This is a genomic window from Pseudomonas sp. H3_A02 (genome assembly GCF_054671965.1).
In genome coordinates, this window is sequence record NZ_CP162807.1 from 3,520,567 (window position 1) to 3,533,054 (window position 12,488).

General features: G+C 63.4%; 9 protein-coding genes and 1 pseudogene. 7 read left to right on the forward strand and 3 right to left on the reverse strand.

What is annotated here, in order from left to right; genetic code table 11:
• Positions 1-34: 34 nt before the first annotated feature.
• A pseudogene (locus tag AB4N80_RS15655) lies at positions 35-1,069 on the reverse strand (cache domain-containing protein); the annotation flags it as partial.
• A 293-nt stretch (positions 1,070-1,362) separates the two neighbouring features.
• On the opposite strand from AB4N80_RS15655, the gene AB4N80_RS15660 reads away from it, so the two are divergent.
• Complete coding sequence (locus AB4N80_RS15660) at positions 1,363-2,406, forward strand: GlxA family transcriptional regulator (RefSeq protein WP_122568488.1); 1,044 nt, start codon at positions 1,363-1,365, stop codon at positions 2,404-2,406.
• A 364-nt stretch (positions 2,407-2,770) separates the two neighbouring features.
• On the opposite strand, the gene AB4N80_RS15665 is transcribed toward AB4N80_RS15660, so the two are convergent.
• A complete protein-coding gene (locus tag AB4N80_RS15665; protein WP_122568490.1) occupies positions 2,771-3,493 on the reverse strand; it encodes a pirin family protein in 723 nt (240 codons plus the stop codon).
• A 322-nt stretch (positions 3,494-3,815) separates the two neighbouring features.
• On the opposite strand from AB4N80_RS15665, the gene AB4N80_RS15670 reads away from it, so the two are divergent.
• Both AB4N80_RS15670 and AB4N80_RS15675 read left to right on the forward strand, forming a co-directional pair.
• On the forward strand, positions 3,816-4,766 hold the full coding sequence (locus AB4N80_RS15670) for a GlxA family transcriptional regulator (RefSeq protein WP_122568491.1): 951 nt from the start codon (positions 3,816-3,818) through the stop codon (positions 4,764-4,766).
• Between the two features lie 181 nt (positions 4,767-4,947).
• On the forward strand, positions 4,948-6,438 hold the full coding sequence (locus AB4N80_RS15675) for an ATP-binding protein (RefSeq protein WP_122568536.1): 1,491 nt from the start codon (positions 4,948-4,950) through the stop codon (positions 6,436-6,438).
• Here the strand turns inward: AB4N80_RS15675 and AB4N80_RS15680 are convergent.
• A complete protein-coding gene (locus tag AB4N80_RS15680; RefSeq protein WP_354338263.1) occupies positions 6,385-9,189 on the reverse strand; it encodes an ATP-binding protein in 2,805 nt (934 codons plus the stop codon). The two genes, AB4N80_RS15675 and AB4N80_RS15680, sit on opposite strands and share 54 nt — an antisense overlap.
• Positions 9,190-9,536: 347 nt before the next feature.
• On the opposite strand from AB4N80_RS15680, the gene AB4N80_RS15685 reads away from it, so the two are divergent.
• The 4 genes from AB4N80_RS15685 (at position 9,537) to AB4N80_RS15700 (ending at position 12,479) form a co-directional block, all read left to right on the forward strand.
• Positions 9,537-10,358 (forward strand): alpha/beta fold hydrolase, encoded by an 822-nt coding sequence (locus AB4N80_RS15685; protein ID WP_122568493.1) that lies wholly within the window; start codon positions 9,537-9,539, stop codon positions 10,356-10,358.
• Positions 10,359-10,490: 132 nt separating this feature from the next.
• Positions 10,491-11,438: a LysR family transcriptional regulator gene (locus AB4N80_RS15690; RefSeq protein WP_122568494.1), complete on the forward strand. Its 948-nt coding sequence runs from the start codon at positions 10,491-10,493 to the stop codon at positions 11,436-11,438.
• Positions 11,435-11,848 carry a DoxX family protein gene (locus tag AB4N80_RS15695; protein WP_122568495.1) on the forward strand — a complete coding sequence of 138 codons (414 nt, stop codon included), beginning with the start codon at positions 11,435-11,437 and terminating at the stop codon, positions 11,846-11,848. The genes AB4N80_RS15690 and AB4N80_RS15695 overlap by 4 nt, the downstream gene beginning before the upstream one ends.
• Positions 11,841-12,479 (forward strand): antibiotic biosynthesis monooxygenase, encoded by a 639-nt coding sequence (locus AB4N80_RS15700; RefSeq protein ID WP_354338264.1) that lies wholly within the window; start codon positions 11,841-11,843, stop codon positions 12,477-12,479. Before AB4N80_RS15695 ends, AB4N80_RS15700 begins: the two co-directional genes overlap by 8 nt.
• Positions 12,480-12,488 lie beyond the last annotated feature (9 nt).

Here is a 12,488-nt window from a genome sequence, read left to right on the forward strand (position 1 = left end):
AGCCCGCCAGGGTGGCGGTTTCGTCCTTGCCTTGCACCGAGAGCTTACGGGTGAGGTCGCCTTCACCTTCGGCGATTTCCTGCAGGCCATTGGCAACACCACGAATCGGCCGCACGATGACGCTGGCGAAACTGGCGCCCACCACGGCGAAGACCACGGCCAGCACGGCAGCGATGGCGGCGATCAGCCAAGTCAGGCTCGAAGCCTCGGCCATCACTTCATCGCGCTTGATCAGGCCGATGAAGCGCCAGCCCAACCCTTTGGAGCTGACCACGTTGGCCATGTAGGGCACGCCGTCGATTTCGATCTGGGTCACGCCATCGCTGCTTTTGGCCAGCTCGGCATAGTTGGGGCCCAGGTCGGCCAGCGGCTTGAAGTTGTGCTTGGCATCGGCAGGGTCCACCAGGACGTTGCCGTTGGCTTCCACCAGCATCAGGTAGCCGCTCTCGCCCAGCTTGATGTTCTTGACCAGTTCGGTCAGTTGTTTGAGCGACACGTCCAGGCCGACCACACCCACCAGTTTGCCGGCGGCGTCTGAAACCGTATGCACGATGCCGATCAGTGACACATCATCTGGCGCCCAGTAATACGCGTCTGTGCGCACGGTGGTGCCCGGCGCGGCGATGGCGGCCTTGTACCATGGACGCACCCGTGGGTCGTAGTTGGAGATTTTCGGGTCGTCCGGCCAACTGGCATAGCCGCCGTCGGCCAGGCCTACGGAAAGATAGGCGGTGGTCGGATGGCTCTTGGCGAATCTGTCGAAGATCTCCAAAAGCTGTTTGTTGTTCTCGGGGAGAGGGATTTGTGCGGCGTCGGCACCCGAGTAGTTTTTCAGATCCTTGGCGGCGACGATCCGTGGATCCTTGGCGAAGAATTCGACGTTCTGGCTGATCCCGTCGAAAAACTGCTTCATGCCGTTGTCGATCTGGCGGATTTCACGGCCGCTGCTGTCCAGGAAGTTGGCCTTTGCGGCGTCGCGCAAGTTCAGTACGACAAGCACCGCCACCAGGATAACCGGGAGGCAGGCGATGGTCGCGAACGCCCATGTCAGCTTCTGTTTGATATTCATGACTTCTCCCGCGGAATATTTTAAGTGTTGGAACGGCGGAAACAGCAGTGGTTGGCGTTGCGAGTCTCTGGAAGGGAAAAGCGCCCATGCCTACTGCCAGTGTATCGACCAAAGTCGTAGGCACTTGAGGCTTGCCATTTTGGCGCGGGACGATCGGTAGACGGCGCAGGCGCGATTGCAGCCGGCTTGACTAGTCTGGAAGATAGCGTGGTTTGCCCTGCGCCTTCGCCCTGGGGTTCAGGGCACCCACGTGCAGCAAATCCTCATCGTCTTTAATGTATTAACGAGGCCCTATGCCAAGCGCATTCGAGAGCGTACTCAAAAACAAGAACATGGCTTATCGCCCGCTCGGCGCGGCGCCCGCCAGCCAGGCGCCGATCCGCGTCGCGTTCGTATTGATGGACAACTTCTCGATGATGTCCTTCACCGGCGCGGTGGACGCGCTGGTGACCGCCAACCTGATGAGCGACATGCCCCTCTATGAGGTGCTGACGGTGGGGGTTTCAGGTGGGCAGGTGACGAGCGACCTGGGCATTGTCATCTCGACGGACATCGAACTGGCGCAGATGCCGGAAAACCACGACGTGCTGATCGTCGCTGGGGGCTTTCGAGTGAAGTTGCAAGGCCATCCCTTGCTGCGCCGAAAGCTGCGTGCGAATGCGGCGTCCGGGGCGATCCTGGGCGGGTTGTGGAACGGTGCCTTTTTCGTGGCCGATGCCAATCTGCTGGATGGTTTCGAGTGCGCCGTCCACCCGGAAAGCCGCGCCATGATGGCGGAGGTGTTTCCTCATGTGAAGGTGTCCAGCCGGGCCTATGTGGTTGACCGGGAGCGGGTCAGTTGCGCCGGCGCCAACAGTTCGCTGCGCATGATGCTCCAGTTGATTCGCCAGACGGGCGGAGCGGCGCTGGTGGGGGCCATCGAGGAAATTCTGCGTTGCGATGAGTCAGGCGACGATGCGACGGACTTGCCGCCGGTTTTCGTCGAGACCGACCCGACGCTGCCGGAAAGCCTCAAGTTGGCGTTGGAGCTGATGTGGCAGAACGTAGAGGAGCCTTTGACCATCGATGAGCTGGCGGCGTGCGTGAAGATTTCCAAGCGCCAGTTGGAGCGACGGTTCTGCAGTTTTCTCGGCGCGACCCCAACGCGCTATTACCTGGAGCTGCGCCTGACGCGTGCGCGCCAACTCATCCAGCAAACCAATCGGTCCGTGACCGAAATCGCCGTGGCGACAGGCTTCGTCAGCTCGCCGCACTTCCAGCGTCGTTTTCGGGATTTCTTTGGTGTGCCGCCTGGCAGTTACCGCTCGAAATCGGAGCGCAAACAAGCCTTGCGATAAAACCGCTGTTCGATCAGGGATGAGTTTTTAGGGCGGGGAGAGGCGTTGCCGCCGCGCTATAGCGCGGGACCTGTGTGGGAGCAAGGCTTGCCCGCGATGAAGATGACGCGGTTTTCTGGGAAAACGAGGCGCCTGCATCGCGAGCAAGCTTTGCTCCCACACAGCTCCCGCGTCAGCTGTTATCGTCGGTTTGTGCTTCGGTGGGCAGCCATTGTGTGGGAGCGAGCTTGCTCGCGATGGCGGAGTGTCAGCTACATGAATATCGGCTGACCTGAGGCCATCGCGAGCAAGCTCGCTCCCACAGGGTTTACAGGTAACTTCATAGCATCTGTGACAGTTTCTCCCACAGAGGTTAAAGGGTGCTTCATGGCATCTGTGGCAGTTCCTGCGGCCGCAGATCGAACACCAGTACCTCGGCATCCTGGCCATTGCTTAAGTTCAGGACCTGCTCCTCGCGCACCCGCACGCCATCACCTTCGCGCAGTTGCACGCCGTTGAGCTCGACAGCGCCTCGGGCCACGTGCACGTAGGCATAACGATCCGGTGGCAGGGTCAGGGTGGCGCTTTGCTCGCCATCGAATAACCCGGCGTAGACCCGCGCATCCTGGCGCACCTGGAGCGAGCCGTCGGCGCCGTCCGGGGAGATGATCAATTGCAGGCGACCCTGTTTCTGCTCGCGACGAAAGTGCTCCTGTTGATAACGGGGGGTGGCACCGCTGACGTCGGGCACGATCCAGATCTGCAGGAAGTGCACCGGCTCGTCCGCACTGTGGTTGAACTCGCTGTGGGCCACGCCGCTGCCGGCGCTCATCAATTGCACGTCACCGGGGCGAATGACCGAGCCCGTGCCCAGGGTGTCCTTGTGTTCCAGCGCCCCTTCGAGCACATAGGAAAAGATCTCCATGTCCCGGTGGGGATGCTGGCCGAAACCCTTGGCGGCGGCGACCCGGTCGTCGTTGATGACCAGCAGGTCGGAGAAACCCTGCTCGTTGAGGTCACGGTAACTGGCGAACGAGAAGGTGTGGAACGAGGTCAGCCAGCCGTGACGGGCAATGCCGCGGTCCGAAGCTTTGCGAAGGGTCAGCATGATGAGTTCTCCTGATATTCAAGGGCGGCGGCTGGGGCCGTTCGCCGGGTTCAGAAGAAGGTTAATGGTTATCCGTAGGTTCAATAAGCAGGTGAAAAACGAAAGACTGTCCGTTTTGAGTGGACAATGCTCAAATGTCACCAGCAGTCGCTTCGCTTCGCCATAATGCTGAGGCGTTTACGCTACACAACACCTGTGGGAGCGAGCTTGCTCGGGATAGGGATGCCAGTCACCTTGATGCTGGCTGATCCAACGCTATCGTGAGCAAGCTCGCTCCCACAGGGGGCATTTACAGTTTCTGGATTTTTTGGCGTCTTTTTTAATGAAAACCGTTGCAATGGTGCTGTTCCCGGATTTTTTGCTGCTCGACATGGCCGGGCCTCTCGAAGTGTTTTCCATCGCCAATCGTTACCTCGAACCGGACCTGCGTTATCAACTGCTGACCCTGGGCACCGATCGCGGGCCGTTGCGAGCGTCCAACGGCGTGTCGGTGCAGGCTGATATCCATATCGACCAGGCGTGGGCGGCGTATGACGTGTTGCTGGTGCCGGGCGGGCCGGGGGCCTATAACAACCAGCATCCGGGGTTGTACACCTGGCTGCGGGCCGCGGCGCAGCGGGCTACACGCTATGGTTCTATCTGCACCGGTGCCTTTATGCTCGGTGAGGCGGGCTTGCTCGACGGTTATCGCGTCACCACCCACTGGCATTACACCGAACGCCTGATACAACGTTTCCCCAAGGCCCTGGTGGAAACCGACAAGATCTTCCTGCAGGACCGCCGCCTGATCACCTCGGGCGGCGTCACGGCCGGGATCGACTTGGCCCTGGCCATCGTCGCCCAGGACCATGGCCGCAAAGTCGCGTTGGACGTGGCCAAGGTGCTGCTGGTGGTGATGAAGCGCCAGGGCGGACAAGCGCAGTTCAGCCCCTTGGTGGCGGCGGTGTCGACGCAGGAATCGGCCATTACCCGGGTGCAGAACCACGTGATGGAGCATCTGGAAGAACCGTTCACCATTGAGCGCATGGCTGCCTTGGCCGCCATGAGCGCGCGGCATTTCGCCCGGGTCTTTGCCCGTGAAGTGAAGATGACGCCTATGGAATTCCTGCAAGGCGCGCGCATCGACCGGGCGCGTCATCTGCTGGAAACCACCGATCTGCCGCTCAAGACCGTGGCGTTTCGCAGCGGTTTCGGCAGTGTGCGGCACATGCGGTTTTTGTTCGGTGAAAAGCTCGGCCTGACCCCGGTGCAATATCGTCAGCAGTTCAGTTGAGCCGTCGGTGTCCGTCCAGGGCACCGTGATGTCCGTGGCGCTCCCAGTGCCAGCATTGTCCTGAAGCCTGTGCCTGCCAAGATAACGGCGAACCCTTTGGAAAGGATGCGCAGGAGCCAGGGCAAACGTGTTCGGTGATCCGCACGCTGACGCCCGCACCGGTTATCCGGCGCTGGATCGCATGAATAGTTTCGTCAAACCCGATAGTGAGCCGGCGGTGAGCTTTGGTCCGTTCGCCTTCTACCGCCAGCAGCGGCTGGTCACCCGTGACGGCCAACCCCTCGCGCTGGGTGGCCGGGCCCTGGATGTTCTACAGGTGCTGGTGGAGCACGCCGGCCATTACGTCAGCAAGCAAACCCTCATCGCCCACGTCTGGCCTGACAGCGTCGTGGAAGCCATCAACCTGCGGGTGCACATCGCGGCGCTGCGGCGGGCCTTCGGCGACGGGCGGGACGGCGCTCGTTATATCCTCAACCATCCGCGACAAGGCTATTGCCTGGCGATGCCCCTGGTGGTGCAAGGAGGCGTTGAGTCGCCTTTCAGACCCAGGGCCGAGCGACACAACCTGCCCACGCGCTTGAGCCCGGTGGTCGGCCGCGACAGAGTCCTGGGACGGCTGTTGGCGCAAGTGCCCCGTCAAGCCCTGACCACCGTGACCGGCCCGGGCGGGAGCGGCAAGACCACCGTGGTGTTGCGGGTGGCGGAGCTGCTGCTCGAGCACTTTGAGGACGGGGCCTGGTTTGTCGACCTGGCGGCCGTCAGTGATCCCACGCAGGTGACGGCGCAGGTGACCAGCACGCTGGGCCTGGAACCCGGTTCGTTGGGCCGGCGCCTTGAGTCTTGCCGCCTATTGCTGGTGCTCGACGGGTGCGAGCACGTCCTCGATGCCTGTCGGGAGTTGGCCCAGGCACTGGCTACGGCAGCGCCGGGGGTGGCGCTGTTGTGCAGCAGCCGCGAGCCCCTGGCCCTGCCGGGCGAAAAAATCGTGCCGCTGTCGGGCCTGGCCGTGGCCTCGCCCCTGGAGCCCGAGCACCAGATCGTCGCGTGCCCGGCGGTGCAGTTGTTGGTCGAGCGGGTGGGTGCCCGGCTGCAGGGGTTCCAGCCCCATGGCCGCGACTGGCTGATCTTGGCACAGATCTGCCAGCGCCTGGACGGCTTGCCGTTGGCGTTGGAACTGGCGGCGGCCCAAGTCGACGCCTTGGGGCTGGCCGGGGTCCTCGAACAATTGGATTACGGTCTGTCACTCTTGAGTCACGGGCGGCGTACGGCGGTGGCCCGGCATCGAAGCCTGGAGGCCGTGCTGGATTCGAGTGTCGAGCGTTTGAGCGCTGACGAACAAACCGCGTTCCAGCGCCTGGCGGTGTTCGAAGGGTCGTTTACGCTCAAGGCGGCGCTGGCGGTGATCAGTTGCGCTGAACTGAGTGTCGGGCAATTGCCCTCGTTGTTGTCGCGGCTGGCGAGTGTGTCATTGCTGATGGTCGAACCGCTGGCCGAAGGAGGGCGTTTTAGACTGCTGCACACCACGCGCGCCTATGCCATGGACAAGCTGCGGCGCAGTGGTCAGTGGCCTACGTTCCATCGGCGTTACGTTCTGCAAGGTGCTTGGGGGGCGCGTCACTCAAGGCCCCAACCGGTAACTCAGCGCCTGGAGCAGGGCGCCGGCCTCCAATAAGTCGGGGGTGTCGAACCCCTCGCTGAAGCGTCGATAGACCGGCCCGAGCAGTTCCTGCGCGGCGTGCACTTGCCCGCGACGTTGCCACAAGCGGGCCAGGGACGTGGCGCTGCGCAGTTCCCAAGCCAGGGCATGCTGACGACGGGCGACATTCAGGGCAGCCAGCAGTTGCGCTTCGGCGGCGTCTTCCAGGGAGGGTTCGTTCCGGGCCAGCCAGGTTTCGGCGCCGGCTCGCAGGATCTCCGCCGAACACCAGCCTGCGGCGCCACTGCGGGCCCGTTCCAGTTGCGCCGGGCTGACGAATTCCGGGCGCAGGGTGACGGCGATGTCCTGGATCAGCCCGTTTGTCGGGCTCATCTCCAGGGGCTGGCCATTGAATGCGCTGTCGTAATGGCAGGCCCAGTCATGGAACAGCATCACCGAATGTTTCTTGGCCTGCTGCTTCAACAGGTCGAGCCTTTCCCAGGCGGTCGGATGATCGCCGTTGTAGTGGGCGATCACGCAACCGGTTATCGCCAGGGTGTAGCAGATCGAAATGCCGTGGTTGATCTGCAAGGCGATCTGCAACGCCAGGTTGGCGGTGCGCCGGGCTTTCTCGGCGAACCCTTGCAGCCAGAGGATGCGCGCCAGAATCGTCAGTGCAGCCACGCTCTGATCGTATTGCACGCCGAAACCGTGGCTGAAGCGGCTGAGGTGGCCGCTCTGGGCCAGGCGCTGGATCACCTGTTCGGCTTCGCGCCGCGCCGCGCCCTGGTCGCCGGTGAAGTGCAGCGCCAGCACCCGCAGGCGTTGGGCGCTCAAGGACAGGGTCGGGTCGCCCTGCAAACCCAGCCGGTCGAAATCCAGGCTGTGTGCCAGGGCCTGTTGGTAGTTGCCGCAGCTGAGGTCGACCGTCATTTGCCCGGACACGGCCCGCAGTTCGCTGGCCAGGTCTTGGCATTGCCGGGCCCGTTGCCGGGCGGTGGCGAAGGCTCGGACCGTGGCCGGCGTGCCGCCCTCGGTATGGTAGTTGAAACTGGCGTGGGCCAGTTCCAGGGCCAGGGTCAAGCGTGGGCATGGCGTGGGGCTGGCCTGCAACCATTTCAGCGCCTTGTTGACGTAGAGGCCGTGCTCCTTGAGCAGCGACAGTTCCTGCCAAAGGGGCAGGGTGCGGGCGGTCAGGCGGATCGCCACGGCATGTGAACCCTGCGGGCCCAGGCCTCGGTCGAGTGCCGCACGGATGTCGTCGCGATAGTCGGCGTAGCGGGCGATCCACAGTCGGGTGGGGGTGTTTTCCCAATCATTTTCCGCTTGCCCCATGAGCGCCAGGCAGCGTTCGGCGTGGCGTTCCTGGCTGGCCGCCAGTTCCCCGGCTTCGGCCAGTTTTTCCAAGGCGTAGCGGCGGGTGGTGTCCAGCAGGCGATAGCGCACCTCTTCATCGCCGATCTCGACGTTGAGCAACGATTTGGCGACCAACTGGCTGACCGACACCAGCACCTGTTCGGGCGCGACATTCTGGCCGACGATCACCGCCGCGGCCGAGGCCAGGTTGAAACTGCCCATGAACACCGCCAGCCGCCGCAGGCAGGTTTGCTCGCAGGCCGTGAGCAGCGCGAAGCTCCAGTCCAACGTGGCGCGCAGGGTCTGCTGGCGCGGAGCGGCGTCGGTGTCGTTGTGAAGCAGGGCGACGCTGTCTTGCAGTTGCCGGTGCAGTGCTTCGAGGTTGAAGCGGCCGAGTTGTCCGGCAGCCAGTTCGATGGCCAGGGGAATGCCGTCCAGGCGCTGGCAGATGTCGACCACCAACGGCACCTCGCGGTCGGTCAGTTCGAAGTCGTCACGGTTGGCCATCGCGCGTTCGGCAAACAGTTGCAACGCCGGGTACTCCAGGGCGGGATAACCCTCGACGGGCATTTCCCGGGGCGGGAATGCCAGGGCGTCCAGGCGTTGCACGTGTTCGCCTTCGGCGCGCAGGCCTTCGCGGCTGGTGGCCAGGATGTGCAGGTGAGGGGCGCCGCGCAGCAAGGTTTCGCTGAGCTGGGCGATGGCGTCGATCAGGTGCTCGCAGTTGTCGATCACCAGCAGTAGATGCCGCTCCCTGAGTTGCCGGGCGATGGTGTCCGGCTGGTCACCGTCGTGCAGTGGCAGATCCAGCACTGCGCATAGGTTGGGGACGATCATGGCCGGATCGTTGAGCGATGCCAGGTCCAGTAGGTAAGTGCCGTCGTAGTAGTGGCCGATCAACCGTTCAGCGACCCGCAGGGCAACGGTGGTCTTGCCGATGCCGCCGGTGCCGACCAGGGTAATGAAACGCTTTCGCGGCAACTGGGCCACCAGGTTGTCCACCAGGGCCTGGCGTCCGATCAGGCGCGTGCGCTGCAGCGGCAGGTTGCGCGCCAGGGACGGATGAGGAATGCGCGCCAATGGGTCGAGGGATTCGAATGACAGTGGCGCGACAAAGCTGTAGCCGCGCTGCGCCACGGTGACGATGTAGCGCTGCCCGGCCTGGCCGTCCCCGAGGGCCTTGCGCAGAGCCGCGACGTGCACGCGCAGGTTGGTGTCTTCCACCACGCTCCTGGGCCAGACCCGGGCGATCAGTTGCTGCTTGCTCACCACTTCGCCGGCGTGTTCGAGCAACACCAGCAGAATCTCCACGGCCCGCCGTCCCAGGCGCAACGGTTGCTCGCCCTCTAGCACCAGGCGCTGGCGCGGATGGACTCGGTAAGGGCCGAAATGCACCGTCTGTTCGACGGGCAGGCTGAGGTAGTGGCTCATGGTGCTCTCAATGTTCTGGTCCCGATGCCTGGGCTTTATCCGAGCATATTCCTCAGGTTTGGCTTCCAGCGCAACGGCGCAGGCTCTACTCCCAGCCTTCCAGCCGCCGAACCCTGTGGTGAGGGAGCGTGCTCCCGCTGGGGCGCGAAGCGGCCCCAAAAGGTCTCCAGCCCAATCAATCTGGCACACCAAAGTGACAGTCCTGGGGCTGCTGCGCAGCCCAGCGGGAGCGGGCTCCCTCGCCACAAAAGCACGCCAGTTCCAAAAAAATTAACAACGTTTAACTCACGCAAATGCTTCCTCTGACCGGACCATAAAGCGATCCACCCATCTCAAGGAATCCTGTCATGAGCACCTTCATCACCCGCGACGGCACCGAGATCTACTACAAGGATTGGGGCAGTGGTCAACCAGTGGTCTTCAGCCACGGCTGGCCGTTGAACTCGGACAGTTGGGAGGCGCAGATGATGTTTCTGGCCTCCAACGGCTATCGGGTGATCGCCCATGACCGCCGTGGGCACGGGCGTTCCAGTCAGCCCTGGGACGGCAACGACATGGACACCTATGCCGATGATCTGGCCGAGCTGATCGAACGCCTGGACTTGAAAGAGGCGGTGCTGCTTGGTTTCTCCACCGGCGGTGGCGAAGTGGCTCGCTACATCGGCCGTCATGGCGCGGCCCGTGTCGCCAAGCTCGGCCTGATCTCGGCGGTGACGCCGCTGATGGTCCGGACCGCGGCCAACCCTGGCGGCTTGCCCATCGAAGTGTTCGACGGTTTCCGCCAGGCCTCCCTGGCCGACCGTTCTCAGCTATACAAAGATGTGGCCAGCGCGTTTTTCGGCGCCAACCGTCCGGGCGCCAAAGTCTCCCAAGGCATGATCGACTGGTTCTGGATGCAGGGCATGCTCGCCGGCCACAAGAACACCTACGACTGCATCAAGGCGTTCTCGGAGACCGACCTGTCCGAAGACCTGCGCAACATCGACGTGCCGACCCTGGTGGTCCACGGCGATGACGACCAGGTGGTCCCCATCGAAACTGCCGGCATCGCCGCCGCCAAGTTGCTGAAGAATTCGCAGCTGCTGGTCTACCCGGGCGCGCCCCATGGCCTGACCGACACCCACAAGGACCGCTTGAACGCGGACCTGCTGGCGTTCATCCAGGGTTGATCAAGCCATGAAACTGTGGGAGCGGGCTTGCTCGCGAATGCGGTGGCACATTCGACATAAGTGCCAACTGACCCACCGCTTTCGCGAGCAAGCCCGCTCCCACAGGATTGGCATTCAACAGGAACAACACCCATGAACCGCAACGATTTACGCCGTCTCGACATGAACCTGCTGGTGATCTTCGAGGCGCTGATGTTCGAGAAAAACCTGACCCGCGTCGCCGAAAAGCTGTTCATGGGCCAGCCGGCGGTGAGCGCGGCGCTGGGGCGGCTGCGGGACCTGTTCGATGATCCGTTGCTGATCCGTCACGGTCGTGGCATGGAACCGACCCCGCGTGCCCTGGCGATCCTGCGAGAGCTGCAACCGGCCATGGACACCATCTCCGGCGCGGTCAGCCGGGCCAAGGCGTTCGACCCCTCCACTAGTTGCGACGTGTTTCGCATCGGGCTGTCCGACGACGCCGAATTCGGCCTGTTTCCTCCATTGTTGAGTCAACTGCGCGAAGAGGCGCCGGGGATCATCGTGGTGGTGCGACGGGCCAATTTCCTGCTGATGTCATCGCTGCTGGCCAGCGGTGAAATCAGCGTCGGCGTGAGCTACACCACCGATCTGCCGGCCAACGCCAAGCGCAAGAAACTGCGGGACATTCCTTGCAAGGTCTTGCGTGGCGACAAGCGCCCGGGGCCGCTGACCCTGGACGAGTACTGCTCGCGGCCCCACGCCATGGTTTCGTTCTCGGGTGACTTGAGCGGCAACATCGACCTGGACCTGGCCCGCATCGGCCGCAGCCGCAAAGTGGTGTTGGCGGTGCCGCAATTCAGCGGCCTGCGGGCCTTGCTGGCCGGCACCGAACTGATCGCCACCGTGCCCGACTATGCCGCCTGCGCGCTGGTGGAAGGCTGCGCGCTGCGTGCCGAGGACCCGCCGTTCGAGATCAATGCCGCCGAACTGTCGATGGTCTGGAGCGGCGTGCATGACAACGACCCGGCCGAACGCTGGCTGCGCTCGCGCATTGCCAGCCACATGTCCCAACCATTGCCGGCCGAAGCCTCGGCCGCCCCGGAAGGAGCCCACCGATGAACATGACCGATGAGCGTCCATTGCAGGACCTGGGCTTGTTGTTCCTGCGCCTGAGCGGCGGGTTGTTCCTGCTGTGGGTTCATGGGCTGCCGAAGCTGTTGCACTACAGCGTTGAGCTGACCCGCATCGAAGACCCGTTTCACCTCGGCGCGGCGCCAACCCTGATCCTGGCGATTTTCGCCGAAGTGCTGTGTCCACTGCTGATCATGGCCGGTGTGCTGGTGCGCCTGGCGTGCCTGCCGATCCTGTTTTTGCTGGCCGTGGCGCTGCTGGTGGTGCACCCGCAGTGGAGCCTGGAGGAAGGCCAGTTCGGTTGGTTGCTGTTGATTGTATTTACCAGCGTGTTCATTGCCGGGCCTGGGCGCCTGGCGCTGAACGCGCGTTTTGATGGAGTGCTGCGCCATGCCTGAATCTCAAGCTGTTGAATCCACCGCGAGCCCATCCCGGCCCGGCTTCGACGAAATCGTCACCCTGGTGGTCAAGCACCGGGTCAAGGCCGGCCAGGACGCTGCCTATGAAGCCTGGTTGCGGCGCATTGTCAGCGTGGCTGGCCAGTGGCCGGGCCATCTGGGGGTGGATGTGGTGCGGGGCAAGCAGGGTGGTTTGTCGCTGTTCACCTGTGTGCTGCGGTTCTGCTCCACCGAGGCCATGCAACGCTGGCTGGATTCGCCCGAGCGCCGCGAGTTGGTGGAGGAGGCCGCGCCTCTGCTGGCCGACGGCGACCAGACCGAAGTCGCCTCGCACAAGGAGTTCTGGTTCGCCCCGCTGGCCGATGCCGCCACGCCACCGCCGCGCTGGAAGCAATCGGTGGTGACGCTGCTGGTCATCCTGCCGCACACCTTGCTGGTGCCGTTGCTCTGGGGCCCGCTGCTGCAACTCCACGCGTTTCTGTCCAACTATGTGGTCGCCACGTTTCTGATCACCGTGACCATCGTGCTTTCGGTGGTGTACGTGTGCATGCCGCTGGCGACCCGTCTGTTCGCGCCGTGGCTGGAAGCGTCCAAGGCCCATGAACACCTGGAGTCCGGCCATGGCCAATAAGGACGATCC